At 64.7% G+C, this 25,878-nt stretch carries 30 protein-coding genes and 1 riboswitch; of the genes, 13 read left to right on the forward strand and 17 right to left on the reverse strand.

Annotated features, from left to right (window positions below; genetic code table 11):
* Positions 1 to 11: 11 nt before the first annotated feature.
* Positions 12 to 611, forward strand: a complete 600-nt coding sequence (locus V1261_RS10670) for an LOG family protein (RefSeq protein WP_329771741.1) — start codon at positions 12 to 14, stop codon at positions 609 to 611.
* Between the two features lie 40 nt (positions 612 to 651).
* Here V1261_RS10670 and V1261_RS10675 read toward each other — a convergent pair whose 3' ends face one another.
* The 4 genes from V1261_RS10675 to V1261_RS10690 form a co-directional block, all read right to left on the reverse strand.
* Positions 652 to 990 carry a P-II family nitrogen regulator gene (locus V1261_RS10675; RefSeq protein WP_018715466.1) on the reverse strand — a complete coding sequence of 113 codons (339 nt, stop codon included), beginning with the start codon at positions 988 to 990 and terminating at the stop codon, positions 652 to 654.
* A gap of 91 nt (positions 991 to 1,081) precedes the next feature.
* A complete protein-coding gene (locus V1261_RS10680; RefSeq protein WP_329771742.1) occupies positions 1,082 to 2,797 on the reverse strand; it encodes an NAD+ synthase in 1,716 nt (571 codons plus the stop codon).
* 68 nt (positions 2,798 to 2,865) lie between these two features.
* A complete protein-coding gene (locus V1261_RS10685) occupies positions 2,866 to 4,380 on the reverse strand; it encodes a GTPase/DUF3482 domain-containing protein (protein WP_329771743.1) in 1,515 nt (504 codons plus the stop codon).
* Complete coding sequence (locus V1261_RS10690; protein WP_329771744.1) at positions 4,377 to 5,798, reverse strand: DUF2868 domain-containing protein; 1,422 nt, start codon at positions 5,796 to 5,798, stop codon at positions 4,377 to 4,379. The genes V1261_RS10685 and V1261_RS10690 overlap by 4 nt, the downstream gene beginning before the upstream one ends.
* 165 nt (positions 5,799 to 5,963) lie before the next feature.
* Here V1261_RS10690 and V1261_RS10695 point away from each other — a divergent pair, with 165 nt between their 5' ends.
* Positions 5,964 to 7,163: a GNAT family N-acetyltransferase gene (locus tag V1261_RS10695; RefSeq protein WP_329771746.1), complete on the forward strand. Its 1,200-nt coding sequence runs from the start codon at positions 5,964 to 5,966 to the stop codon at positions 7,161 to 7,163.
* 62 nt (positions 7,164 to 7,225) lie between these two features.
* The gene (locus V1261_RS10700; protein WP_329771747.1) at positions 7,226 to 7,711 is read left to right on the forward strand and encodes a Fur family transcriptional regulator; all 486 of its coding nucleotides are present in this window, start codon (positions 7,226 to 7,228) and stop codon (positions 7,709 to 7,711) included.
* A 15-nt stretch (positions 7,712 to 7,726) separates the two neighbouring features.
* Here V1261_RS10700 and hemW read toward each other — a convergent pair whose 3' ends face one another.
* Genes hemW through rph form a run of 3 tightly spaced genes read right to left on the reverse strand, consistent with a single transcriptional unit; the run spans position 7,727 to position 10,316 of the window.
* On the reverse strand, positions 7,727 to 8,962 hold the full coding sequence (hemW, locus tag V1261_RS10705) for a radical SAM family heme chaperone HemW (RefSeq protein WP_329771748.1): 1,236 nt from the start codon (positions 8,960 to 8,962) through the stop codon (positions 7,727 to 7,729).
* A 4-nt stretch (positions 8,963 to 8,966) separates the two neighbouring features.
* Positions 8,967 to 9,578: an RdgB/HAM1 family non-canonical purine NTP pyrophosphatase gene (rdgB, locus tag V1261_RS10710; RefSeq protein ID WP_329771749.1), complete on the reverse strand. Its 612-nt coding sequence runs from the start codon at positions 9,576 to 9,578 to the stop codon at positions 8,967 to 8,969.
* A 6-nt stretch (positions 9,579 to 9,584) separates the two neighbouring features.
* Positions 9,585 to 10,316 carry a ribonuclease PH gene (rph, locus tag V1261_RS10715; RefSeq protein ID WP_329771750.1) on the reverse strand — a complete coding sequence of 244 codons (732 nt, stop codon included), beginning with the start codon at positions 10,314 to 10,316 and terminating at the stop codon, positions 9,585 to 9,587.
* Between the two features lie 126 nt (positions 10,317 to 10,442).
* Between rph and V1261_RS10720 the strand changes: the two genes are divergently transcribed.
* The 6 genes from V1261_RS10720 (at position 10,443) to V1261_RS10745 (ending at position 15,709) form a co-directional block, all read left to right on the forward strand.
* Positions 10,443 to 11,381, forward strand: coding sequence for a YicC/YloC family endoribonuclease (locus tag V1261_RS10720; protein ID WP_329771751.1), 939 nt, complete (start codon positions 10,443 to 10,445; stop codon positions 11,379 to 11,381).
* A 13-nt stretch (positions 11,382 to 11,394) separates the two neighbouring features.
* Positions 11,395 to 12,033: a guanylate kinase gene (gmk, locus tag V1261_RS10725; RefSeq protein ID WP_329771753.1), complete on the forward strand. Its 639-nt coding sequence runs from the start codon at positions 11,395 to 11,397 to the stop codon at positions 12,031 to 12,033.
* A 7-nt stretch (positions 12,034 to 12,040) separates the two neighbouring features.
* Positions 12,041 to 12,244, forward strand: a complete 204-nt coding sequence (gene rpoZ / locus V1261_RS10730) for a DNA-directed RNA polymerase subunit omega (protein ID WP_018715455.1) — start codon at positions 12,041 to 12,043, stop codon at positions 12,242 to 12,244.
* Between the two features lie 177 nt (positions 12,245 to 12,421).
* On the forward strand, positions 12,422 to 14,632 hold the full coding sequence (locus tag V1261_RS10735; protein WP_329771755.1) for a RelA/SpoT family protein: 2,211 nt from the start codon (positions 12,422 to 12,424) through the stop codon (positions 14,630 to 14,632).
* Between the two features lie 32 nt (positions 14,633 to 14,664).
* Positions 14,665 to 15,279, forward strand: coding sequence for a class I SAM-dependent methyltransferase (locus V1261_RS10740; protein WP_329771756.1), 615 nt, complete (start codon positions 14,665 to 14,667; stop codon positions 15,277 to 15,279).
* 13 nt (positions 15,280 to 15,292) lie between these two features.
* A complete protein-coding gene (locus V1261_RS10745) occupies positions 15,293 to 15,709 on the forward strand; it encodes a nuclear transport factor 2 family protein (RefSeq protein WP_329771757.1) in 417 nt (138 codons plus the stop codon).
* A gap of 21 nt (positions 15,710 to 15,730) precedes the next feature.
* Here the strand turns inward: V1261_RS10745 and V1261_RS10750 are convergent, their stop codons facing one another.
* The 4 genes from V1261_RS10750 to thiS form a co-directional block, all read right to left on the reverse strand.
* On the reverse strand, positions 15,731 to 16,222 hold the full coding sequence (locus V1261_RS10750; RefSeq protein ID WP_329771758.1) for a hypothetical protein: 492 nt from the start codon (positions 16,220 to 16,222) through the stop codon (positions 15,731 to 15,733).
* Positions 16,223 to 16,388: 166 nt separating this feature from the next.
* The gene (gene greB, locus V1261_RS10755; protein ID WP_329771759.1) at positions 16,389 to 16,952 is read right to left on the reverse strand and encodes a transcription elongation factor GreB; all 564 of its coding nucleotides are present in this window, start codon (positions 16,950 to 16,952) and stop codon (positions 16,389 to 16,391) included.
* 44 nt (positions 16,953 to 16,996) lie between these two features.
* Positions 16,997 to 17,782, reverse strand: a complete 786-nt coding sequence (locus tag V1261_RS10760) for a thiazole synthase (protein WP_329771760.1) — start codon at positions 17,780 to 17,782, stop codon at positions 16,997 to 16,999.
* A 4-nt stretch (positions 17,783 to 17,786) separates the two neighbouring features.
* The gene (gene thiS / locus V1261_RS10765; RefSeq protein ID WP_329771763.1) at positions 17,787 to 18,035 is read right to left on the reverse strand and encodes a sulfur carrier protein ThiS; all 249 of its coding nucleotides are present in this window, start codon (positions 18,033 to 18,035) and stop codon (positions 17,787 to 17,789) included.
* Positions 18,036 to 18,189: 154 nt separating this feature from the next.
* A riboswitch (TPP riboswitch) is annotated at positions 18,190 to 18,310 on the forward strand.
* Positions 18,311 to 18,388: 78 nt separating this feature from the next.
* On the opposite strand from thiS, the gene thiC reads away from it, so the two are divergent.
* The 4 genes from thiC (at position 18,389) to V1261_RS10785 (ending at position 22,263) form a co-directional block, all read left to right on the forward strand.
* A complete protein-coding gene (thiC, locus tag V1261_RS10770) occupies positions 18,389 to 20,281 on the forward strand; it encodes a phosphomethylpyrimidine synthase ThiC (protein WP_329771764.1) in 1,893 nt (630 codons plus the stop codon).
* A gap of 88 nt (positions 20,282 to 20,369) precedes the next feature.
* On the forward strand, positions 20,370 to 20,564 hold the full coding sequence (locus tag V1261_RS10775) for a YgaP family membrane protein (RefSeq protein ID WP_018715448.1): 195 nt from the start codon (positions 20,370 to 20,372) through the stop codon (positions 20,562 to 20,564).
* Positions 20,565 to 20,587: 23 nt separating this feature from the next.
* On the forward strand, positions 20,588 to 20,938 hold the full coding sequence (locus V1261_RS10780) for a carboxymuconolactone decarboxylase family protein (RefSeq protein WP_018715447.1): 351 nt from the start codon (positions 20,588 to 20,590) through the stop codon (positions 20,936 to 20,938).
* Positions 20,939 to 21,075: 137 nt separating this feature from the next.
* Positions 21,076 to 22,263 (forward strand): FAD-dependent oxidoreductase, encoded by a 1,188-nt coding sequence (locus V1261_RS10785; protein WP_329771766.1) that lies wholly within the window; start codon positions 21,076 to 21,078, stop codon positions 22,261 to 22,263.
* Here the strand turns inward: V1261_RS10785 and V1261_RS10790 are convergent, their stop codons facing one another.
* From V1261_RS10790 to V1261_RS10815, 6 genes are all read right to left on the reverse strand, one after another.
* On the reverse strand, positions 22,264 to 22,596 hold the full coding sequence (locus tag V1261_RS10790; RefSeq protein WP_329771767.1) for a YnfA family protein: 333 nt from the start codon (positions 22,594 to 22,596) through the stop codon (positions 22,264 to 22,266). It abuts the gene before it with no gap.
* A gap of 11 nt (positions 22,597 to 22,607) precedes the next feature.
* On the reverse strand, positions 22,608 to 23,162 hold the full coding sequence (locus V1261_RS10795; RefSeq protein ID WP_329771769.1) for a class I SAM-dependent methyltransferase: 555 nt from the start codon (positions 23,160 to 23,162) through the stop codon (positions 22,608 to 22,610).
* Between the two features lie 96 nt (positions 23,163 to 23,258).
* Positions 23,259 to 23,675: a PaaI family thioesterase gene (locus V1261_RS10800; protein WP_329771771.1), complete on the reverse strand. Its 417-nt coding sequence runs from the start codon at positions 23,673 to 23,675 to the stop codon at positions 23,259 to 23,261.
* An 88-nt stretch (positions 23,676 to 23,763) separates the two neighbouring features.
* Positions 23,764 to 24,801 carry an NAD(P)H-dependent flavin oxidoreductase gene (locus V1261_RS10805; RefSeq protein ID WP_329771772.1) on the reverse strand — a complete coding sequence of 346 codons (1,038 nt, stop codon included), beginning with the start codon at positions 24,799 to 24,801 and terminating at the stop codon, positions 23,764 to 23,766.
* 8 nt (positions 24,802 to 24,809) lie between these two features.
* Entirely contained in the window at positions 24,810 to 25,130 is a 321-nt protein-coding gene (locus tag V1261_RS10810; RefSeq protein ID WP_329771773.1) for a heavy metal-binding domain-containing protein, read from the reverse strand.
* 311 nt (positions 25,131 to 25,441) lie between these two features.
* On the reverse strand, positions 25,442 to 25,878 hold a 437-nt coding region (locus tag V1261_RS10815; RefSeq protein ID WP_329771692.1), incomplete at its 5' end, for an integrase core domain-containing protein.

A 25,878-nucleotide genomic window follows, 5' to 3' on the forward strand; every position in this document is an offset into this window, starting at 1 on the left:
CGGAGCCTGCCATGACCGACCGCCCCAGCCCCGCTTCCAGCGTGCAAGGCCTGTTTTCCGATCCGGATCCGCGTTTTTCCATCTGCGTCTACTGCGCCTCGCAGCCGGGCGTGGATGAACGCTTTGCCGACGCCGCACGCGAAGTCGGCAGCTGGATCGCGCGCCATGGCGGCCAGCTGGTCTATGGTGGTGGCCACAATGGCCTGATGGGTGTGGTGGCTGATGCGGCACTGCAGGCCGGCGGCCGCGTGGTGGGCGTGATTCCCAAGGCGCTAGTGGAGCGCGAGTGGGCGCATCATGCCTGCACCGAGCTGCATATCGTGGAGACGATGCACCAGCGCAAGCACATGATGGCCGAACGCTGCACGGCGTTTCTGGCACTGGCTGGCGGTATCGGCACTTTCGAGGAACTGTTTGAAGCCTGGACCTGGAAGCAGCTGGGCTACCACGACAAGCCGGTGGCCGTGCTGAACACGGCGGGCTATTACGACCACCTGATGACCTTTCTGCAAGGCTCGGTGAACGCCGGCTTCATGAAGCCTTACCAGATGGAGATGATCCACGTGGGCACCGAGGTGGCGCCGACGCTGGAATACCTGGTGCAGGGCTGAACGGGTCAGCCCTCAAACAGGGCGAAAAACGGGGACAAAATCAGACCGCGATATCGTCTTCTTCGCCGGTGCGGATACGCACGATGCGCTCGACCGGGCTGACGAAGATCTTGCCGTCGCCGATCTTGCCGGTACGGGCAGATTGCACGATGGCATCGACGCAGGCATCAACGTCTTCGCTACGCACCACTACCTCGACCTTGACCTTGGGCAGGAAGTCGACCACGTATTCGGCACCACGGTAAAGCTCGGTATGGCCCTTCTGGCGGCCAAAGCCCTTGACCTCGGTGACGGTCAGGCCGTTGACACCGCATTCGGCCAGCGCCTCACGGACTTCATCCAGCTTGAAGGGCTTGATGATGGCGGTGATCTGTTTCATGAAAAGTGCTCCTGCTGTAGGGTAAGTGGTTGCTGTTCCAATTGTGCAACAAAAACCTGTGTCCAGAAATGCGTTGTGGGCTTGTTGCGACTCAAACTGCTTCGCGGAAACGGTTGACCAGCGGGTAGCGCCAGTCCTTGCCGTAGCTGCGATGCGAAATGCGCACGCCGATGGCGGCCTGCTGGCGCTTGTACTCGCTGATGCGGATCAGGCGCGTGACCTTGTCGACTGCTTCGGCTGGCAGGCCCTGCGCCAGCAATTCGGCGACCGGGACATCGTTTTCCATGTAGCGCATGACGATGGCGTCCAGCACCTCGTAGGGCGGCAGGCTGTCCTGGTCGGTCTGGTCCGGGCGCAGTTCGGCGCTGGGCGGACGCGTGATGATGCGCTCCGGAATCGGGTTGCTGCCGGTGCCGAAGGGATCGTGGGCATTGCGCCAGCGCGCCAGTGCAAATACCTGGGTCTTGAGCACGTCCTTGATCGGGGCAAAGCCGCCAGCCATGTCGCCGTAGAGCGTGCAGTAGCCAGTGGAAAGCTCGCTCTTGTTGCCGGTGGTCAGCACCAGGCTGCCGAACTTGTTGGACAGCGCCATCAGCAGCGTGCCGCGCACGCGCGCCTGGATGTTCTCTTCGGTGGTGTCTTCCGCACGGCCCTCGAACAGCGGCGCCAGCGTACTGCGGAACTGCTCGAAAGTGTCCTGGATCAGCAGCTCGTCGTAGCGCACGCCGACGCGCTCGGCCATGTCGCGCGCATCGATCAGGGAAATATCGGCGGTATAGGGCGAGGGCATCATGACGGTGCGCACATGGTCCGCGCCCAGCGCATCCACGGCGATCGCCAGCACCAGCGCCGAATCCATGCCGCCAGACAGGCCAATCAGCACATCGCTGAAGCCGCTCTTGCGTACGTAGTCGCGCGTGCCCATGACCAGCGCCTGCCAGACCTCGGCGCTGCTGTAGCCGTACTGGTACGGCGGCAGGCCGATCTGGCCGTCGCGCTCGAAGGTGGCGGCGGTGCTGGCAGCCAGGTTCAGGCGATCGCCCTGCTGCTGCAGCTGTACCAGCCAGTTGTCTTCGGCAAAACTGGCGGCACGGCCGGCCAGACTGCCATCGGCCTGCACGGCAAAGGAGCCGCCATCGAATACGGCTTCGTCCTGGCCACCCACCATGTGGGCGTAGACGACCGGGCGCTGCACCAGTGCGGCCAGGCTGGCGATGCGCTTTTCGCGATCGCGCGACTTGCCCATGTGGTACGGCGAGGCGTTGAGCACAGCGATCAGCTCGGCACCAGCGGCGACAGCCTGTTGCGCGGGAGCATCGAACCAGCTGTCTTCGCAGATGACCAGGCCGACGCGCACGCCCTGCACCTCGATGACGCAGCTGTCGCTGCCCGGCGCAAAGTAGCGCTGTTCATCAAACAGCTGGTAATTGGGCAGTTGCTGCTTTGCATAGCTGGCAATGCGCTGGCCAGCACGCAGCGCCGTAACCACATTGCTGCGCTGCTGCACGCTGACCGAGCGCGTGCGGATATCGGCCTGGCCACTGACGTGGCCGACCACCACGGTGAGATCGGGCAGATCAGCCAGCTCGGCGGCGATGGCATCGACCGCCTCCTCGCAGGCCTGGACAAAGGCCGGGCGCAGCCACAGATCAGCGGGAGAATAGCCACAGACCGACATTTCGCCAGTCAGCACCAGTTGCGCGCCTTGCGCATGGGCCTGGCGCGCCGCCTCGACGATGCGGCGGACGTTGCCGGAAAAATCTCCGACCGTGGGATTGAGCTGGGCGACACAAAGGGACAGTGACATGGCAGGCCATCAGAAAAAGTCAGGGCACGCAGGCCGATGCGGCATTATGAACCAGGTCCTAGTCCGCTTCAGCGGCCTGGGCTTGGCAGCACCTGACGCAAGGCCTGGCTGACCTCGGCCAGGCAGGCATCGCGATCGCCGCCGGAGCCGAACGGCATCCAGTCGCCCAGCCGACCCAACTCGGCGCGCACGGCGCTGAACGGATTCAGCGCATCGGTCAGACTTTCCTGCGCCTGCTGCCTGAGATCGGACATGGACCAGCCTGCCTTGACCTGTTCCCATTCGGGATGGCCACGCGCTGGTGCCAGCGCCTCGATCACGCCCGACAGGCGGTGTGCCAGCTTGCCTTCGCCACTGGCCTCATCGGCCAGGCGCAGCTTGTCCATGGCGGCATGGCCGCGCTGCTCCAGCGCCAGCAGCAGGCGCAGCAGCTGATCCGTCAGCACCAGCAGCACCGGGTCTTCCAGCGTCAGCTCCTGCACGCCCTGCATGCGGTTGTCGATCTTGCGCCACAGCGGCCGCCAGCCCTGGCTGGCCAGGCCGCCGATGGTGGCACCGAGCGTGGTACCGGTGCCAAAGGACAGGCCAGCCAGCGCCACATCGGCTACGGCGCCAATGCCGGCACCGACGGCTGCGCCCATGCCCAGCTTCTTGCCGGCTTCCTTCAGCACCTCGGGGTTGAACAAATCATCTTCCCAGCGGCCCTGCAGGCCGGGCAGACTGGCAAGTTCGGCATCGTCCGGGCGGAAGGCCTGGATCGCGAGCAACTCATCGACGCTGCGGCGCGCGCGCGTCAGCACCGCCTCGCGGAAATCGCGCACATGGGTCTGCTGGCGTTCGCTGTCGGCGTGCTCCTCGGCGCTGATGACACGGCGCATGGCGGCCAGATCGATCAGGGTATCGGCCACGGCGCGGCAGCTGGCCCGACGGCGCGCTTCCTGCTCCTGCTCCAGCCAGGACACGACTTCGAGCAATTCCTCGCGATGCGGACTCAGCAGCGTGGCCAGGTCGCCGTACAGGCGGCGTTCGGCACCAATAAAGGGTGCCACTGCATCGAAAGCGATCTGTACATGCAGATTGGCATCGAGCATGGCCTGGTCCCAGGCCTGTTCGCGGCTATCAGGCGAGGCGACGAAGTTGAGCACCGGCATCACCGGACGCGCGCACCAGGTCAGGATCTCGCACTCGGCGCGGTGCTTGGGCAGCACCGCTTCGCGCGTGTCGATCACGTACATGGCGGCATCGGCCTGCTCCAGCAAGGTGCGTAATACCTTGGCCTCCTGCTCGAAGGTGCCGCGCGCCTCCGGGCCCTGCAGAAAGGCGCGTACCTTGTCGGGGCGGCTGATGCCGGGCTGGGTGTTGAGGTAATCGAGCAGCGCCACGGAATCTTCCAGCCCCGGCGTGTCGTAGAAGCGCACGGCGGCGGCACCGTCCACGCGCAGCTCGATGCTTTCGGCATGGCGCGTGGTACCAGGCCGGTCGGACACCTCGCCAAACGCCACCTGCCGCGTCAGCGTGCGCAGCAGCGAGGTCTTGCCGGCATTGGTGTGGCCGACGACAGCGATGTGCAGGGGCTGTTTCATGCGTTCTCTCCGGAGTTGGCAGCGACCGGTTGGCGCAGCCAGGCCAGCGCCTGCGCGTCCTGCGACCAGACCGGCGCCTGCAGCTCACTGGCCTGCAACCACTGCTGCCAGCGCTGCTGCGCCTGCGCATCGGTGGCCTGTGGGCCCTGCAGCCACAATGCCAGCGTGGCACCGCTGGCAGCCTGCAGGTCACGCAGCAGGCGCGCCGTGCCACGATCCGGACTGCTGCCGGCCCAGACGGCAACCAGCAGGCGCGTTGGATGCAGCTCCTGTACCTTTTGCAGCAGAGCTGCTCGCTCTTCGCTGCTGCCGCTCAGGTTCTGCTGCCAGCAGCGGTCATCGGGCTGCAGGCTGGCGGGTGGCCAGGGCCAATCCGGCGGCAATTCAAAACCGATCAGGGCCGGCTCGCCGGGCGCGGCCGCCGGATCATGCGTGTAGCGGGACGGCTGCAGGGGTGCGGCACGCTCCGGATCGATCACTTCCGGCGGCGGGTCCAGCGCCTCGAAACGTGCCAGCAGGCGGCGCACATAGGGATCGCTCAGATCCACCTGCAGCCGCGATTGCCCCCAGCGCCAGGCCAGCAGGCAGAACACGGCCAGCAACAGGCGCGGGATCAGGCCATAGACAACCACGCAACCCATCAGCCACCAGGCCCAGGCACGCTGGTCACCACCCTCGCCCAGGCCGGCCGCGTGCACCGAGGCGGCATCGGGCAAGGGGAAGCCCAGCTGCGCCGGCAGCCAGCCAGTGAGATGGACAAAGCCACGGAAGAAATCGTCGCTGAGGATGGTGGTTTCCCAGCTCAGGCGGTAGGCGTGGAAGGAAAAGCCGAACCAGAGCGCCAGCAGCATCAGCACAAAGCACAGCGCCCAGATGCCGTGGCTGATGGCGCCGTAGAACCAGCTACCGATGCGCTGCTGCTGCAGCGTGCGCGTCAGGCCCTGGAACAGCGCCGCTGCCTGTGGCCCGCGCTGCAGCGGCAGGCGTGCGGTCAGGCGCATCGCCAGCGTGCCCAGCAGGGCGCCGCCCTGCGGCTTGCGCAACAGCACCAGTCCCAGCAGCCAGAGCAGCAGCATCAGCAGATGCGGCCCGAGCAGGCTGACAAAGGCCGCCACCGCGTTGATGCTGCGGCCCTGCCCCAGCACGGTTTGCGCTGCGCCCCAGGACGACAGCAGCATCAGCACGGCCAGCCCCAGCATCACCCAGCCGGCGCTGCTGCGCCAGTGCTGCCAGGCCTCGGGCAGGCCCAGACGCTCGCCCAGCAGCCAGGCGCGCCAGAGCACGCGCGTGCCGCGATCCGTACTCTGGCGATGCGCCTGGCGCAGCGCCTGGGCATCGTCGAGCGGACCGTTCGCTTCGAGCAGCTGGATCGCCTGGGCGGTGCTGAACTGTTGCAGGCGGGAGTGCGGCAGGCTCATGGGCGCACTCCGGCAAGACCCTGTCCGGGCAGTGGCAAGTGGGGGAATCGGATAATCTGGGCCATGTCGAATCAGCAGCAAGCATCCATCGGGCAGGCGGACCACACCGGTACCGCGCCCTCTCTGGCCGATTATGGCGCACAAACGACAGCCGTCCTGTCAGCCTTGGCCGCATGCCATGGGGCGCTGCGGCTGCAACTGGCATCGGCACCAGGACAGATTCCGGCGGCCGACTGGGACGCGCTGCTGGCGCTGCAGGCTGCTCCCACGCCCTTCATGCGCCACGCCTACCTGCAGGCCATGCACGCCAGTGGCAGTGCCGTGGCCGACAGCGGCTGGCAGCCGCAATTCCTGGCCTTGTGGCAAGGCGATTGCCTGATGGCGGCCTGCCCGCTCTACCTCAAATCCCATTCCTATGGCGAATACGTGTTCGACTGGGCCTGGGCGCGTGCCTATGCCGAACACGGCCTGGACTACTACCCGAAGGCGCTGATCGCCGTGCCGTTTACGCCGGTACCGGGCAGCCGTCTGCTGGCACGGTCGCCAGCCTGGCGCCAAGCGCTGCTGCAACTGGCCGTGGCCTGGGCCGATGACAACGCGCTGTCCAGCCTGCACCTGCTGCTCGGAGACGAAGCTGATCTGGCTTGCGCCGAAGCGCAGGACATGATGCTGCGTGACGGCGTGCAATTCCACTGGCAAAACCGCGCGCAGCTGCAGCCTGGCGCAGCCGACTGGCACAGTTTCGAGGATTTCCTCGCCAGCCTGGCGCAGGACAAGCGCAAGAAGATCCGCGCCGAGCAGCGCAAGGTGGCGCAGGCCGGCGTGTGTTTCCGCTGGGCACGCGGAGCGGACATCACGCCACAGGACTGGCAGTTCTTCTACCACTGCTACGAACGCACCTATCTGGAACACGGCAACGCGCCCTATCTGACACCGGCATTCTTCGCCGACATGGCCCACACCATGCCGGAACACTGGCTGCTGTTCATTGCCGAGCAGGATGGCCAGCCCATCGCCTGCAGCCTGATCGGCCTGCAACTGGATGCCACCGGTCAGCCCCAGGTGGCCTATGGTCGCTACTGGGGCGCGCTGCGCCGCGTCGATTGCCTGCATTTCGATGCCTGCTACTACCAGCCGCTGCAGTGGTGCATCGACCACGGAGTGCAGCGCTTTGAAGGCGGCGCCCAGGGCGAACACAAGATGGCACGCGCCCTGTTGCCCAGCCCGACCGTCAGCGCGCACTGGCTGGCCCATCCGGCATTTGCCGACGCGGTACAGCGCTTTCTCGACCGTGAAAGCCTGGGCATGCAGGACTACCTGCAGGAACTGGCCTTGCGCAATCCCTTGCGGCGCAGCGCCAGCTGAGCCGGCTTTTGCTATAGTCACAGGCACACTGGCGTCCTGCGCCAGCACCGCCCTTGTATCCCATGAACACATCTGCCGTCCAGCCCACCAGCCCCCTGCCCGCCACGCGCTGGGCCGAGTTGGTACGCACGCGCGGCTTGCGCGCCACGCGCGATGTGCTGCGCGTGCTGCTCCTGCTGGAAGCCAGCAAGGCGCCTGAAACACATGAGTCCCTGATGCAGGCGCTGCAAGCCGATGGCAGCGGCCAGCCGGTGGACCGCGTCACGCTGTATCGCGTGCTGGACCGGCTGGTACAGGTCAACCTGCTGACGCGCATCCAGGACAGCGGCCGCACCGCTCACTTCACGCTGGCACAATCGGCGCCATCCGGATTTTTTGAATGCGAGCAGTGCCACTCGCTCACTGCGCTGCCGGACGATCCGCAGCTGCCGGCGCTGCTGGAGCAGCTCAACGCCCGGCTGCAGCAGACAGGCCTGCGCAGCACCGACATCACGCTGTCGGTACACGGCCTGTGCCACGATTGCGAAGAAGACAGCGACAAGCCCTGAGTCGGCAGCCGCGCATCAATCCGGCAGGAACAGCCCCTGCAGGTCGCTGAGGAAATCGAAACCCTGCTCGGTCGGCCAGACACGCGCCAGATCACGTTGAATCCATCCACGGCGTTCGGCCTCTTCCAGCGGCTGCTGGATCACCGTCAGCGGCAAGCCGGTACGGCCGCTGAAATCGGCCAGCGCAAAGCCGTCGCGCAGGCGCAGCGCATTCAGCATGTACTCGAAGGGCAGATCCTCACGCGCGACCTCGTGCTGTTGTGCGACCGGCGTGCCCTGCTGCGCCAGCTGCATATAGCGCCCGGGATCGCGCACGCGCACCTGGCGTACCACGCGATGCGGAAAGCTTAGCTTGCTGTGCGCGCCGGCACCAATGCCAAGGTAATCGCCAAACTCCCAGTAGTTGCGATTGTGCACGCAGCCATGGCCGGGGCGGGCATAAGCCGAGACTTCGTAGCGCTGCATGCCGGCCTGCGCCGTGCGCTCGGTCAGCAGGTCCAGCATGGCGTAGGCCGTGTCGTCATCCGGCAGATGAGCCGGCGGGTACTTGGCGAAATAGGTGTTCGGCTCCACCGTCAGGTGGTAGATGCTGATGTGCGGCGGCGCAAACGCCAGCGCCTGCTGCAGGTCCTGCTCCAGCCCGGCCAGCGTCTGGCCTGGCAAGGCGTACATCAGGTCCAGGTTGAAGGTGTTGAAACTGCGCGCCGCTTCTTCTACCGCGGCCAGCGCCTGGGCGCGGTCATGCACGCGGCCCAGCGCCTGCAGATGGGTGTCCTGGAAGCTCTGCACGCCGATCGACAGGCGCGTCACGCCGGCCTGGGCGAAAGCGGCAAAGCGCTCGCGTTCGAAGGTGCCGGGGTTGGCCTCCAGCGTGATCTCGCACATGGGTGCCAGCGGCAGCAAGGCGCGAATCTGGCTGATCAGCCCGGCCAGCGTGTCCGGTGAAAACAGGCTGGGCGTGCCGCCGCCGAAGAACACGCTCTCGACACTGCGGCCCCAGACCAGCGGCAGCGCCTGCTGCAGGTCGGCCAGCAAGGCCGCCACATAGGCCGATTCCGGCAGCTCACCCTGCAGGCCATGCGAGTTGAAATCGCAGTACGGGCATTTTTTCAGGCACCAGGGCAGATGCACGTACAGGCTCAGCGGCGGCTGGCTGGTGAGCTGCAGGCTGCCCGGGCGCAGATAGTCCTGCACGGCCGGCAGGCCCATTCCGGTTTCGGCCTCGTTCAGGATCGGAGGAATGCTGCTCATCGCTTCAATGGCTGCCGGACAGCCAGGATTCGCGCAGCAGTTCCAGCATCTTGCGCGAGGACTGGCCGCGGTGGCTGAGCTGGTTCTTGTGCTCGGGCGTGACCTGGGCCAGCGTCTTGCCCAGCGCCGGGATGAACATCACCGGGTCAAAGCCGAAGCCTTCGTCGCCCAGCGGTTCACGCGCGATCTCGCCGACCACACGGCCCACTGCCACCAGCGGCTCCGGATCATCGGGCGAACGCACGGCCACCAGCGTACTGACCATGGCGGCGCGGCGCTGGTCCACATCCTGCATCTGCTCCAGCAGCGCCTTGACATTGTTGTCGTCGCTCTTGGCATAGCCAAACTGCGTGGCGTAATACGCCGTCTGCACGCCGGGCTGACCGCCAAAGGCATCGACGCAGAGGCCGGCATCGTCGGCAATCGCCGGCAGGCCGCTGTGGCGGCTGGCATTGCGCGCCTTGGTCAGGGCGTTTTCCAGGAAGGTGTGATAAGGCTCCTCGGCCTCGGGCACTCCGAGTGCCGCCTGCGGCAACAGCTCCACGCCCAGCTCGCCGAACAGCGCCTGCAGCTCGGCCAGCTTGCCCTGGTTGTTGGATGCCAGAACGATCTTCATATGGGTTTACTCCGCCAGCGCCTGTGCCTGCAAGGCCTGCAGTTCCAGGATGCCCTTCTCGGCCAGCGCCAGCATCTGGTCCAGCTCGGCGCGGCTGAACGGCACGCCTTCGGCCGTGCCCTGCACCTCGATGAAGCGGCCAGCGCCGGTCATCACCACATTCATGTCGGTATCGCAAGCGGAATCTTCCACGTATTCCAGATCCAGCACCGGCACGCCATCGACCACGCCGACGGACACGGCTGCCACCGGCTCGATCACCGGGTTGCTGGTCAGCTTGCCGCTGCGGATCAGGCCATTCACGGCATCGCAGGCAGCCACATAAGCACCGGTAATGGCCGCAGTGCGCGTGCCGCCATCGGCCTGCAGCACGTCACAGTCGAGCACGATGCTGCGCTCACCCAGCTGCGCCAAGTCGAACACGGCGCGCAGCGAGCGGCCGATCAGGCGCTGGATTTCCTGCGTGCGGCCGGACTGCTTGCCGCGGGCGGCCTCGCGGTCAGAGCGCGTGTGGGTGGAACGCGGCAGCATGCCGTATTCGGCGGTGACCCAGCCTTCGCCACTGCCACGGCGGAACGGCGGCACCTTTTCCTCGACGCTGGCCGTGCACAGCACCTTGGTGTTGCCAAACTCCACCAGCACCGAGCCTTCGGCGTGGATGGTGAAGTGGCGCGTGATGCGTACCGGGCGCAGCTGGTCAGGGGCACGCCCTGCAGGACGGGAAGCAGTCTGGGTCATGGAATCTACGAGAAAGAAAATGTGGGACGGACAGGGGCGCGGAAAGCCGCCTGGCAATGGTGCCGTATATACTGCACCATTGCCGGCCATAGACGGTCAGGCCCTCCCCTGCCAGAGAGAAAATCCATGCCAGTTTACAGCATGACAGGTTACGCCAGCCTGCAATCCACCCCGAGCACCGCGTCTGCCGACCACAGCGAGACGCCGCCCTCCCCCTGGCGCCTGAGCCTGGAAGTGCGCTCGGTCAACAGCCGCTTCCTGGACCTGCACTTCCGCCTGCCGGACGAGCTGCGCCCCTATGAGAACACGCTGCGCGAACAGCTGCAAAAGCAGCTGCGCCGCGGCAAGGTCGAGCTGCGCGCCAGCCTGGAGCGCACTGGCAGCCTGCCCGATCAGCTGCAGGTGCCCGGCGTGCTGCTGCTGCAAAAGCTGGCCAGCGCACAGGACACCATCCGCACCTGGCTGCCCGATGCCGCCCCGCTGAGCGTGGCCGACGTGCTGCGCCTGAGCCCGCCCTCGCAACCAGCCCTGCTGCCCGAAGCCGAGTTGCGCCCCTGGATCCAGCAGGCCGCCGACCAGCTGCTGAACCAGCTGCGCGAAGCACGCGAAACCGAAGGCCGGCAGCTGGCCGACAGCCTGCTGCAACGCGTGCAACAGCTGCGCGCCCTGTCCGCCGAAGCCGAACCGCTGATCCCGCAGGTGGTCGAGGCACAGCGCCAGCGCTTTCTCGACAAGTGGAAAGACGCGCTGCAGGCCGGCAGCAGCAGCGGCAATGTCTCGCGCGATGCGGCACAGGATCGCGCGCTGGCCGAAGCCGCCGCGTTCTCGCTGCGCATCGACGTGGCCGAAGAGCTGACGCGCCTGCAATCGCACCTGGACACGATCGAGGACCTGCTCAAAAAAGGCGGCGAACTCGGCAAGCGCCTGGATTTCCTGATCCAGGAACTGCACCGCGAAGCCAACACGCTGGGCTCCAAGTCGGCGTCCAGTGACACTTCCCGCATTGCCATGGACATGAAGGTGCTGGTCGAGCAGATGCGCGAGCAGGTCCAGAACATCGAATAATCCCGAACCCGACATGCAGAATCACGATTACCCCGGCAACCTCTACGTCGTCGCGGCCCCCAGCGGGGCCGGCAAATCCAGCCTGGTGCGCGCCCTGATGGAAGTGGACAGCGGCGTCCGCGCCTCGATCTCCCATACCACGCGCGCGCCGCGCGGCCAGGAAGTGGATGGCCGCGAATACCATTTCGTCGATACCGCCCGTTTCGAGCAGATGGTCGCCGACGGCCAGTTCCTGGAATGGGCGCAGGTACACGGCAATCGCTACGGCACCTCGCGCCAGGCCGTGATCGAGCGGCTGGACCAGGGCGATGACGCCCTGCTCGAAATCGACTACCAGGGCGCGCTGCAGGTGAAACAGATCTTTCCGCAAGCGGTGCTGATCTTTGTCATGCCGCCAAGCTGGGAAGAACTGCGCTCGCGCCTCGAACGCCGTGGCGAAGACAGCGCCGACACCATCGAGCAGCGCCTGCTCAATGCGCGCACCGAACTGGCGCAGGCGAAATCTTTCGATTACGTTATAATCAACGAATTGTTCGAGCGTGCACTTTTTGATCTCAAGACCATCGTGCACGCCCAGCGACTCAAGTACGCTTCGCAGCGCCGCGCCAAGGCTGATACCTTCGCCGCCCTGCACATCACCGATCCGGAGTAACCGCTTCATGGCACGCATCACCGCCGAGGACAGCCTCGAGAAAATCCCCAACCGTTTCCAGCTGGTACTGGCCGCCACCTACCGCGCCCGCATGCTGAGCCAGGGCCACGCCGCCAAGCTCGAAAGCCGCAACAAGCCGGCCGTGACCGCCCTGCGTGAAATCGCCGACGGCCACGTGGGCCTGGAAATGCTCAAGAAAGTGCCGACCTGATCCCCTCAGGTCCGACGCACCACAAGGCATCCGCTGAGATGCCTTTTTTGCGCCCGTTGAAAATATGCTGCAGCGCAACATTCCATTCGGTTAACCCTGAGCTTCATGACAGTCAGGTAACATCTCGGTTAACATGGAATGTCCTGCCTACGCTGAAAAATCGTGAGCCGAGACACCATGAATTCGCCTGCTGAAATTGCCTCTGCCGCCAGCTTTGCCGGCCTGCTCGAGAAACTGGATTACCTGCCACCCGATGAGGTGGTACAGGTTCGTAATGCCTACAAGTTCGCCGACCAGGCCCACCTGGGCGTGACGCGCAAGAGTGGCGAGCCCTACATCACCCACCCGATCGCGGTGGCCGCGCTGTGCGCCGAGTGGAAGCTCGATTCCAGCACGCTGATGGCTGCCCTGCTGCATGACACCATGGAAGACTGCGGCGTCACCAAGATCCAGATCACCGAGGATTTCAACGCCACCGTGGCGCACCTGGTCGATGGCGTGACCAAGCTGGACAAGCTGCAGTTCAGCAGCCGCCAGGAGAACCAGGCCGAATCGTTCCGCAAGATGCTGCTGGCCATGGCCGACGATGTGCGCGTGATCCTGATCAAGCTGGCCGACCGCACGCACAATATGCGCACCATGGACGACATGAAGCGTGACGCGCAGATGCGCATCGCCACCGAGACGCTGGAAATCTATGCGCCCATTGCCAACCGCATGGGCCTGAACAACACCTACCGCGAACTCGAGGACCTGTCCTTCAAGTACCTGCACCCCTGGCGCTACCGCACGCTGAACAAGGCGATCGAGCGCGCGCGCAGCCGCCGCCGCCATCTGGTGCAGGAAGTGCAAGCCAACGTCGAAGCCGCCTTCTCTGCCGCCGGCCTGAAGGCGCGCATCTTCACACGCGAAAAAACCATCCTGTCGGTCTACCGCAAGATGGACAAGAAGAAGCAGAGCTTTGCCCAGGTCTACGACATCTTCGGCTTCCGCATCATCGTCCCGAGCAACTCCGATTGCTATCTGGCGCTCGGCATCCTGCACTCGCTCTACAAGCCGATGCCGCAACGCCTGAAGGATTTCATCGCGATCCCCAAGGACAACGGCTATCAGTCGCTGCACACCACCCTGGTCGGCCCGGCCGGCGTGCATATCGAATTCCAGATGCGCACCGAAGCGATGCACCTGGTGGCCGAAACCGGCGTTGCCGCGCACTGGCAGTACAAGAGCCCGGAGCAGGCAGCCCAGGCCCAGCAGGACAAGGCGGCCGGCAAGCCGGCCAACTGGCTGAAGAACCTGCTCGATATCCAGAAGGAAACGCTGGATTCGCACGAATTCCTGGACCACGTGCGCCTGAACGTGCTGCCCGACGACGTGTTCGTGTTCACGCCCAAGAACCGCATCATGTCGCTGCCGCGTGGCGCCACCGTAATCGACTTTGCCTACGCCATCCACAGCGACGTGGGTGACCAGGCCGTATCCTGCACCATCAACAACCGCGAGGCACCGCTGCGTACCGAACTGGTCAGCGGCGACCGCGTCGAAGTGCATACCGAGGAAGGCTCCAAGCCGAATCCGGCCTGGCTGAGCTTTGTGCGCACGGCACGTGCGCGTTCGCGCATCCGCAACCACCTGAAGGTGCAGTCGCGCGAGGAGGCCCGTGCCCTTGGCCTGCGCCTGCTGCAACAGGCCTATCGCGCCGAAGGCCTGGAGCATCTGCCCGAGCCGGCCACGCAGCAGGATGTCTGGGACAAGGTGCTGCAGCAGGCCAGCACCAAGAGCCTGGACGAGCTGCTGATCGATATTGGCCAGGGCAAGCGCATCACCAGCGTGGTGGCCAAGCACCTGGCGCAGCTGATGACCGAGCTGGGCGAGCGCCCCGATGCGGTGCTGATGAGCATGCAGCGCTTTGGCGGCGAAGACCCGATGCTGCAGCAGGTGATCACACTGGACGGCAGCGAAAAATCGTCCGTGCAATACGCCTCCTGCTGCCACCCGCTGCCAGGCGACGATATCGTCGGCTACCTGAGCCGCGGCGAAGGCCTGGTGGTACACACTGCCGAATGCCCGAACGGCAAGCGCCTGCAGGTCAAGGACAGCGAGCGTTTTGTCCAGGTCGAATGGGCCGAGCACCTGCCGCAGCGCTTCCTGACGGCGATCACGGTAACCATCCACAACCGTGTCGGTTCGGTCGCCAACGTCACCGGCGCCATCGCCAATGCCGATGCCAACATCGTCTACATCAGCATGTCCGACGACATCCAGCAGGAAGTGATGGACCTGCGCCTGATCCTGCAGGTACGCGACCGCGTGCACCTGGCGCGCGTGATGCGTGCCGTGCGCCGGCTGCCGTCGGCGATCCGCGCCATGCGCGTCAAGTCGGCCTGAACCATGCCAAGCGCGTGGATGGAGTTCCTGTCATGCAATCCAGGCAGCACTGGGAAAACGTCTACAGCCGCAAGCCAAGCACTGAGGTCAGCTGGTTCCAGGAGCATGCGGCCCTATCGCTGCAACTGATTGCCGATCACGGCGCGCCGCTGTCAGCGCCGCTGATCGATGTCGGTGGTGGTGCCTCGACCTTGGTGGACGATCTGCTGCAGCGCGGCCATACCGACCTCACGGTGCTGGATCTGTCTGCGGCCGCCTTGGCCACCGCCCGCCAGCGGCTGGGAGCGCATGCCAGGCAGGTGCGCTGGCTCGAAGCCAATGTGCTGGAGGTGGCGCTGCCACGACACCACTACCGCATCTGGCACGATCGCGCCGTATTCCACTTCCTGACCAGCGCCGCGGAACGCGAGGCCTATGTACGACAGGTGCTGCATGCGGTGCAGCCCGGTGGCCTGGTGATTGTGGCGACCTTTGCCGAAGATGGGCCTGAGCAATGCAGCGGCCTGCCGGTGGTGCGCTACAGCGCCGATGCCCTGCATGGCGAGTTCGGCGAGCCGTTCGAGTTGCTTGGCCATCTGCGCGAAGACCATACAACGCCCGGCGGCAACGAGCAGAAGTTTGTCTACTGCTTCTGCCGCAAGGTGTGAGCGACCTTACCCCATGAGCCGCCTGCACGATTTTTTCCGGCGCTACGAAGCCAGCGCCAACAGACTGGATCCGGATCAGGCCTGTGCGCTATACACGGCCGAATTTCTGGGCGGTGGCCCGACTGGCGTGGCAGTGGGTCGCAATGACGACAGCCTGCGCGAGGCCATGGTGCAACGCAAGGCGCTGTTTGAACAGATCGGTTTTCGTCAGGCGCGCGTGCTGGAAATAGAAGAAACCGTGCTGGATGCGCACTACACCCTGGCCAAGGTGCACTGGCTGATGGTGTTCGAGAAAATCCCCGGTCAGCCGCAGGAATTCCGCTTTGCCATCACCTACGGTGTGCATGACGACGGCAAGGCGCTGAAAGTGGCGTTCTGGATCTCGCATGAGGACGAGCGCCAGGTGATGCAGCAGGCAGGGCTGATCTGAGCCCTGCCGCCGTCATCGGGATCAGCGGTTCGGGCCGTAGATCACCGGCTTGCCTTCATCTTCCACTACCTGGTAGCGGTCATCGCCCAGGCTGGTGATGACAAATACCTTCTTGTCCTTCTCGCCGGAGTAGACCGGCAGGCCGTTCTCTTCGCCGACCTTGCTCAGCTCGATTTCCGGACCATCGTTCTTCTGCAGCAGCGCAAAGTCCTGCTCGTCCTTGAGCTCTTCGTTGTAGACCGTGGTGAGTTGCAGCATCAGCTTGTCGCCATTCGGGTTGCTCAGTTCCAGGATGCTGGGCAGATCCTCGGAACCGACCTGCAGCTCGGCCTCGGAGGCATCGCTCAGCGGGCTGCTGGCCACCTCGACCGGGGCGGAAGCCGGCACGGAAGCTGTCTCTGCCGGAGCCGATGCCTGCGATGCAGCCGGTTCGGTGGCCGAGTTGTTCTGGCCACAGGCGGCCAGCACGGCAGCCATCAGGGCGGGCAGCAGGAAACGGACGGAAGCATTCATCACAAAAAACCTTTCTTCAGATCAATAAAGACAAACGCCAGCCGTTACCATCGGCTGGCAATAGCCTGACTATGGCACGATCCGCAGGCATGTCGCAAGCAGATGCAACAGCAGCCCCGCTTGTAACGCGGCTGCGATACCTGCGCTTACCGTTCGAAGCGCTTGTTCACGCCTCCGGCGCCGGATATTGCACGTCGATCACCTCGATTTCCTGCACACCGGCTGGCGTGCGCAGCTGCACGCTATCACCGACGCGGGCGCGCAGCAAGGCACGCGCGATCGGCGCCACCCAGCTGACCTGGCCCTGCAGGTTGTCCACCTCGTCCACGCCGAGGATGGTGATGGTGTTTTCTGCGCCCTCTTCATCCGCATAGGTGACGGTGGCGCCAAAGAACACCTGGTCGCCGCCGTGATGTACGCTGGGGTCGGCCACTTCGGCACGCTCCAGCCGGCGCGTCAGGAAGCGGATACGGCGGTCAATCTCGCGCAGGCGCTTCTTGCCGTAGAGATAGTCGCCGTTTTCCGAACGGTCGCCATTGCTGGCAGCCCAGTGCACGATATCGACGATTTTCGGCCGCTCTTCATCGATCAGCTGCATCAGTTCGGCGCGCAGCCGGGCATAGCCCTGCGGCGTCATGTAGTTCTTGATGCCGGCCGGCAGCGCGGGCAGCGCATCGTCCTGATCGTCATCGTCGTCGCGGTCGGTTTCACGCGTGAAGGCCTTGCTCATGACTTTTAAAAATCTGCAATATCCATGATTGATCCCGATCAGGATCAAAGAATGAAGGGGCGGCCGGTTACAGGCGTACTGGCCACTGCCATGTCCTGCGGCTGGATAATGCCGGCCTCGTAGCCGGCGCGGCCGGCCGCAATCGCATCGCGAAAGCCGGCCGCCATCTTTACCGGGTCATGTGCCTGCGCTACGGCGGAATTGAGCAGCACGGCGTCGTAGCCCAGCTCCATGGCCTGCGCCGCATGCGAGGGCGCGCCAATACCGGCATCCACCACCAGCGGCACATCGGGCAGGCGTGCGCGCAGGGTGCGCAGCGCCCACGGGTTGATCAGGCCCTGGCCGGAGCCAATCGGTGCGCCCCAGGGCATCAGGATGCGACAGCCGACATCCAGCAGGCGCTGGCAGCTGACCAGGTCATCGGTGCAGTACGGGAATACCTCGAAGCCGTTGCGCACCAGCTCGTCGGCGGCCTGCACCAGTTCCCAGGGATCGGGCTGCAGGGTCTGCTCATCGCCAATGACCTCAAGCTTGAGCCAGTGCGTGCCGAGCAGCTCGCGCGACATCATCGCCAGCGTGACGGCTTCGCGCGCGCTGCGGCAACCCGCCGTGTTGGGCAGCAGATGCACGCCGGTGCTGCGCACCACATCGACAAAGCCGTTGTCGGAACGGGCATTGCCATCAATGCCGAGTTGGCGACGCAGGCCCAGCGTCACCACTTGCGCGCCCGATGCCAGAATGGACTGGCGCAGCACCTCGGGAGACGGGTAGCCGGCGCTACCCAGGAAAAAACGGCTTTCCAGCGTCACATCGCCAATCTGCCAGCTCATGGTGTCAACCTCCAACAATCGCCTGGAAACAGGTCACGGCATCGCCCTGCTGCAGCTTGTGCGTGCCACGGGCATCGCGCGCCACAAAGCTGCCGTTGACAGCCGTGGCGTGCGTGGCCGGATCCAGCCCGCGCGCCAGCAGCAGATCCTGCAGCGTGCTGCCGGCCGGCAGGCTGACGGGTTCGCCATTGAGCTGCAGCTGCAACGCGGCAGCAGCATCCGGAATCTGGGAGGACATGGAAGAGGCAGTCATGCAGGACATCCTGTAGGCAAAAGCGAATCATAGCGCCAGCGGCAGGACTGGCGGGCAATACCCCTGGCATGAGGGCGATGCCGGCAAAAGCAAGTGCCCTGCGCCGCGGGATAGCCCCAGCTGTTGCCGATGCCAGGAATCTGCCTACAATGGCACATCTGCTCCGGGGTGTGTGCCTATCGCTGATACCGATAGGCAGGCTGAGATGGCTGACAGGCCGAACCCGCGAACTTGACCCGGCTCATACCGGCGTAAGAAGAGCAAGCTGCCCTCCCCTTGCCTTGGCAAGGCGCGCCCCGCGCGAACATCTGGCCAGCCCTCCGGAGCACTGTTTTACCCTCTGGAGACCCGCCATGAACGCGCCCGATACCATCCCCCAGCCCCCGGCAGACCTGAACCAGCTGCTCACCCTGACGCGTGACCCGCTGCCTGCCTCGCGCAAGGTCCTGCAGGCCGGCCAGCAACCCGGCGTGGCCGTGCCCATGCGCGAAATCGCGCTGACCAATGGCGAGCTCGTCACCGTCTACGACACCTCCGGCCCCTACACCGACCCGCAGGCGCAGATCGACGTGCGCCACGGCCTGCCGGCGCTGCGCCAGCAGTGGATCGAGGCCCGTGGCGATACCGAAAGCTACGAAGGCCGTCTGCACCACATCCTGGACGATGGCGGCAAGCTGGACGAGCGCGATTCCGAGCGCATCGAGGTGCTGCGCCGTGAAGCCGCGGCACTGCAGCGCCAGCCGCGCCGCGCCAAGGCCGGCGGCAACGTGACGCAGATGCACTATGCGCGCCAGGGCATCATCACGCCCGAGATGGAGTTCATCGCGATCCGCGAAAACGGCAAGCGCGAATGGATGGCCGAGTACCAGTCCGACCTGAACCGCGAAATGCGCCTGAAGGGCAACGGCCTGGGTGCCAGCATCCCGAAGATCATCACGCCCGAATTCGTGCGTGACGAGGTGGCCCGTGGCCGCGCCATCATCCCGGCCAACATCAACCACCCGGAAATCGAGCCGATGATCATCGGCCGCAACTTCCTGACCAAGATCAACGCCAACATCGGCAACTCCGCCGTGACTTCCAGCATCGAGGAAGAAGTGGAGAAGCTGGTCTGGTCGATCCGCTGGGGTGCCGACACCGTGATGGACCTGTCCACCGGCAAGAACATCCACACCACGCGGGACTGGATCATCCGCAACAGCCCGGTGCCGATCGGTACCGTGCCGATCTACCAGGCGCTGGAAAAGGTCGGCGGCATTGCCGAAGACCTGACCTGGGACATCTACCGCGATGTGCTGATCGAGCAGGCTGAACAAGGCGTGGACTACTTCACCATCCACGCCGGCGTGCGCCTGCCCTATATCCACCTGACGGCGAATCGCCGTACCGGCATTGTCAGCCGCGGCGGCTCTATCCTGGCCAAGTGGTGCATTGCCCACCACAAGGAAAACTTCCTGTACACGCATTTCGAAGAGATCTGCGAGATCATGAAGGCCTATGACGTGAGCTTCAGCCTGGGCGATGGCCTGCGCCCCGGCTCCAACGACGACGCCAACGACGAAGCGCAGTTTGCCGAACTGCGCACGCTGGGCGAGCTGACGCAGATCGCCTGGAAGCACGACGTGCAGACCATGATCGAAGGCCCGGGCCACGTGCCGATGCACATGATCCAGGCCAACATGGAAGAGCAGCTCAAGCATTGCCACGAGGCGCCCTTCTACACCCTGGGCCCGCTGACGATCGACATTGCGCCGGGCTACGATCACATCACCAGCGCGATTGGCGCGGCGATGATCGGCTGGATGGGCACCGCCATGCTGTGCTACGTGACGCCCAAGGAACACCTGGGCCTGCCGGACCGCAATGACGTGAAGCAGGGCATCATCGCCTACAAGATTGCGGCGCACGCCTCCGATCTGGCCAAGGGCCATCCGGGTGCCCGCGCGCGCGACTCGGCGATCAGCAAGGCACGCTTCGAATTCCGCTGGATGGACCAGTTCAACCTGAGCCTGGATCCGGACACGGCACTCGCCTTCCACGACGAGACGCTGCCCAAGGACAGCAGCAAGGTGGCGCATTTCTGCTCCATGTGTGGCCCCAAGTTCTGCAGCATGAAGATTTCCCAGGAAGTGCGCGATTACGCCGCACTGAAGGAAGAACAGGAAAAAGGCATGGCTGAAAAGAGTGCCGAGTTCAAGGCCGGTGGCGGCGAAATCTACGTACCGGTAGACGCCCAGCAAGGCTGATAAGTCGCAAGGCAGGTGCAACCCACCTGCCTTTTTTGTGGCTTTTACTATATACTTTGATAAATTATTTCCCTTCTAGGAGAACGCTATGAACGTCGGTGGTATTGATCGCATCCTGCGCATCGTGGTTGGTCTGGCCCTGATCCTGGGTGCACCCCAGCTGCTGGGCTATGTCGGCAGCAACTGGGCCTGGATTGGCCTGCTGCCGCTGCTGACCGGCCTGTTCCGCTTCTGCCCGGCCTACAAGCTGATCGGCGCCAACACCTGCCCGATGAAGAAGTAATCCGGTCATCCAGGAGGTCCCCCATGAGCATCCCCGAGTACAAGAGCCATATCAAGGACATCTCGGCCGGCCTGGCCACCATGCGTGCCGACCAGCCGGACCTGATGAAGGCATTCAACGAGATGGCTGCTGCCGCCACGCGTGACGGTGCCCTGAGTGAAAAGCAGAAGGAACTGATCGCGCTGGCACTCGGCGTGGCCTCGCACTGCGATGCCTGCATCGGCTTCCACATGAAGGCGCTGGTGCGCCTGGGTGCCACGCTGCCGGAAATCGAGGAAACGTTGGGCATGTGCGTCTACATGGGCGGCGGCCCGTCCCTGATGTACGCATCCAACGCGCTGGCCGCCTACAAGGAATTCACGGCTCAGGCTTGATCCCCTCTGCTGGCAGCTTAGTCTGCGAGCATTCCGGCCTGCGGTGCTGTTGCCCGCAGGCCATTTTTTATGGCTGGCGTGGTGTTTTCTTGCCCTTGGACAAGACGCGGCGCATCCTGCTTGGGATAATCCCCGGCATGCAAACGAATCACACCGCCCCGCTGTCCGCCGCCTCCTCTTCCGCCACGCTGCAGGTACCTGCGCGCATCGGCATTGCCGGGGCCGGCGTACTGGGACGGCTGCTGGCCTGGCAGCTGGCTGCTGCTGGCCATCAGGTCACGGTATTCGACCCGGCCTGCGGACCGGCACCGGACTACGACCAGCCACGTGCGGCAGGCTTTACCGCCGCCGGCATGCTGAGCCCGCTGGCCGAGCTGGAGTGTGCCAACTGGGCGCTGGCCGATCTGGGTTGGCGCAGCATCCGCCTGTGGCAACAGGTGGTGGAGCAGCTGGCTACGCACGGACAATCTGTCTTTTTTGCACAGCGCGGCAGCCTGATGCTGGCGCACGGCACCGACATGGGCGCAGCACAGCGCCTGCTGGGCAGCCTGCAGAGCAAGGCCCCTGCCGGGCACACGGCGCCGCTGGCTACGCCGCTGAGCGCTGACGAGTTGCGGACGCTGGAGCCCGGCATTTCCCGCCAGCTGCGTGGCTGGATGCTGGAGCAGGAAGGCCAGATCCACACGGTCGAGGCGCTAGTCGGCCTGGCACAGGCAGCCACGGCCCTCGGTGCAGATTTCCGCTGGGGCACAGCGGCGCAGCAGGTGACGCCGCACGGCATTAATGGCGAACGCTTTGACTGGGTATTTGATGTGCGCGGCCTGGGCGCACGCGAAGGCAATAGTGGCATCGCTGCCAGCACGTCAGGGATCAATGTCGACTTCGTGCAACAGCTGCCAGCCGGCAGCGCCCTGCCCGACCAGCCGACGCGCGGCGTGCGCGGCGAGGTGTTCTGGCTGCACGCGCCTGGCGTGGAACTGCACCGCCCGCTGCGCCTGATGCACCCGCGCCACCGCGTCTATGTGGTGCCGCGCCCGGGCGACCTGATCGTGGTGGGCGCCAGCGAAATCGAGAGCGAAGACCGCAGCCCGGTGAGCCTGCGCAGCACGGTCGAATTGCTCGCCGCGGCACACGCCGTGCTGCCGGAGCTGACCGAAGCGCGCGTGATCCATAGCGAAAGCAATCTGCGCCCGGCACTGCCGGACAATATGCCAGTAATCCAGGTCACGCCCGGCCTGACGCGCATCAACGGCCTGTTCCGCCATGGCTGGCTGATTGCGCCAGCGCTGGTGGAAAACGCGCTGGCGGTATCGGCGCTGGCCTGATCAGGCCGGCCGCTGGCCAAACATGATGACCAGCATGCCGCTCAGGCACAGCGCAATGCCGATGCCATCGGCCATGCTGGGGCGCACGCCATCGACCAGCCAGAGCCAGACCAGTGCCGCGCTGATATAGACACCGCCATAGGCCGCATAGACGCGGCCGGAAGCCTGCGGGTGCAGCGTGAGCAGCCAGGCAAACAGCGCCAGACTGGCGGCAGCCGGCACTAGCAGCCAATTGCTGTAGCCCTGGCGCAGCCAGAGCCAGGGAAGATAGCAGCCAACAATCTCGGCCACTGCGGTGGCGATGAACAGGCCCAGGGTCTTGAGGATTTCCATGGCGGCGCAGTTTACAGCGGATAGCGTACCGGCTGTTCACTGGCCGCTTCCCGCACCGCGGCGATGCGCTGCACAAAGCGATCAGGATCGCCCAGAAAGCCATCTTCGTAGGCAATCACGCGCCAACCCGGGCCGGCTTTGGCCAGCTGTTGCAGCAATTCACCGGGCTGTAGCAGGAATTCAGGACTGGAAGGCCGACCCACGCTGGCATTGCCGTCGGCAAAGGTTTCGTACAACAACACGCCACCGGGCTGCACGCTGGCAAACAGCTGCGGGAACAGCGCACGCCACAGGTAGTTGGTGACGACCACGCCGCCAAACTGGCGATCCGGCAGCGGCCAGGGGCTGCCGTCTTCCAGATCGGCCTGCACAGTGTCTCCCCACTGTGCGGCCAGCTGCAGGCTGTCCGGGTTGCGATCAACGCCAAGCGGCTGGTAGCCCTGCTGCGCCAGCCAGCGCATATGGCGGCCTGAACCACAGGCGACATCCAGCACCTGGGTGCCGGCAGGAATCAGATGGGTAAAGCGGCGTATCCAGCTGGAGGGCTGGGGAGCGGGAGTGGTCATGATGGGCAAGCTACAGGATCGGCAGTCAGTGTCAGACCTGACTGTAGCTGGCCTGGATCAGCCTTGCAGCAAGCGTTGACAAGACGATGTACGCGTTCAGAGCTTGACGTTGACGATGGTGGCCTGCATCAGCGCCACCAGCTTGGAACTGTCGCCGGTATAGGCATGGACTTCACCGGTGCAGACGGTGAGCATCTTGCCGGCATTGGTGACCTTGCCGATGGCGACGAAACGGTCACCAATGGCCGGGCGCAGCAGGTTGATCTTGAACTCGGCGGTGACGACTTCGCAGCCTGCCGGAGCCTTGGTCAGCGCAGCGTAACCACAGGCGCTGTCCACAATGCTGGTGACGGCGCCGGCATGGATAAAACCCTGCTGCTGCGACAGGTGCTTCGAAAACGGCATGGCGATCTGCACTTCGCCCTCCTGGGCCAGCAGCAGTTCGGCGCCGAGGGTGGCCATCAGGCCCTGTTTCTGGAAGCTGTCGGCAATGCGCTGGGCGATATCGCTCATGGGAATCCATCCTTCTGGTGAAAATCCGATGCTAGTTGACGGCAACGTCAATCTGGCTACGGAGTTTCACTAGGGGTGTCTAGCGGATTCAGAGCAGGCTCAGCAGTTCGCGCGTCAGATCGGCGGCGGGAATCGGCTTGCAGCCGCTGGCGTTCTGGCCGGACCAGAGCGGCGTGAAATCGCCCGATCCCTGGCTTTCGGCCTTGGCGCGCAGCGGCGCCGAGGCGGCGGTAGCCAGCGGGAACGCCGGCGCCAGCGGGTTCATCGGGCCGAGCTCACGCATCATGCGGTTGACAATGCCACGCGCGGGGCGGCCGGAGTAGATGTTGGTGAGCGCGGTGTGGCGCGCCTGCGGGCTTTGCAGCGCGGCGCGGTGAATGGCGCTGGTCGTGGCCTCGGGGCAGCACAGGTAGGCGGTGCCCACCTGCACGCCGGCCGCACCCAGGTCGACGGCGGCCTTGACGCCACGGGCATCGGCAATGCCGCCAGCGGCGATCACGGGCACCTTGACGGCATCAAGCACCTGCGGCAACAGCGCAAAGGTGCCAATCTGGGTGCTGATGTCATCGCTCAGGAACATGCCGCGATGGCCACCGGCCTCCACGCCCTGCGCAATGATGGCGTCCACGCCCTGCTGCTCCAGCCAGATCGCTTCTTCAACCGTGGTGGCGGAGGACAGGATTTTGGCACCGGTGCTACGCACGCGATCCAGCAGGTAGCCGTCTGGCAGGCCGAAGTGGAAACTGACCACCTTGGGTGGATACGCGCAGAGCACATCGGCCATGTCGTCGTTGAACGGCATGCGCATCGGGCCTGGCGGGAAGGCATCCGGATCAATCTCCAGTTCATGGTAGTAGTGGCCAAACAGGCCCTTCCAGACCGCCGCCCGGCCCCGGTCCAACACCGGGGGCTGGTGGGCGAAGAAGTTGAGGTTGACGGGGTTGGCGGTCTTGTCGCGGATGGTGCGCAGCTCCTGGTCCAGCGTCTCGGGGGTGAGCATGGCACAAGGGAGTGAACCCAGGGCGCCGGTGCTGGAAACGGCTATGGCCAGGGTGCTGTTTTGCACGCCGGCCATGGGGGCCTGGATGAGGGGGTGCTGGAGGTTCAGGAGAGTTTGCAGGTGCATTTTGGCGGTCACTCCACCACTACCGCCGTCCCGCTGGCAGACACCATCAGCATGCCGTTGCCCTGCCCCAGCACCTCGTAGTCCAGGTCAATGCCAACAACAGCATTGGCCCCAAGCGCCTGTGCGCGTTCCTGCAGTTCCCGCATGGCAATATCGCGCGCCTTCTGCAGCTCGCGCTCGTACATGCCGGAACGGCCACCGACGATATCGCGCAGGCCGGCAAACAGATCCTTGAAAACGTTGGCGCCCAGGATGGCCTCGCCGGCAACCACGCCGCAGTATTGCGTGATGCGCTTGCCGTCGATGCTGGGGGTGGTGGTGACGATCATGGGATTTCTCCTGAAGGGGTGGCACAACTGGCATGCCCTGCCCCGCTGCACAGCGAGGAAGAGGCACCGCGCTTCACATCATGCCATGACGCCATGACGGACGCGAATGTCTCGAATGCCGCCTCTTCTCCGTATAAACCCCGGGTATCAAAACTCTGTCAATTCCCATTTATAAGACCATTGCATAACCTCCCTCAACGCGTCACTTGCCATCGTTCCCGCTGAAAATCCCGCCATTTCGACTGCTTTGCTCCGCTCAAGAGGGGGCGATGGAGTTGACCCACTTCGGTGGACGGGTACTGGTTTGATACTCAAACCGTTTCGGGTGTTGTCTCGGCATGCACATGGGCATCCTCGACAACATCAAACAGGGCTTCGTTGCTCCTTTCAAAGTTCAGGGGTGCGAGGTAGCCCAGGCCACTGTGGCGGCGCCGGGGGTTGTACCAGCCTTCAATCCAGGTGAAGACCGCCATGCGGGCCTGCGCCTTGCTCTGGAAGGTGCTGCGCTCGATGAGTTCGCCCTCTAGGCTGGCAAAGAAGCTCTCGGCCATTGCGTTGTCGTACGCATCGCCCACGGTCCCCATCGAAGGTCGCACCTGCATCTGCCGGCAGCGCTCGCCAAAGGCCAGGCTGGTGTACTGGCTGCCTTGGTCCGAGTGGTGGATGACGCTCTTGGGTTTGCGCTGCTCAAGGGCCATGTTCAAGGCCTCGAGAACAAGGTCTGCGGTCATGCGTTCTCCCATGGCCC

The organism is Brachymonas sp. J145 (assembly GCF_036312245.1).
Lineage (GTDB): Bacteria > Pseudomonadota > Gammaproteobacteria > Burkholderiales > Burkholderiaceae_C > Brachymonas > Brachymonas wangyanguii.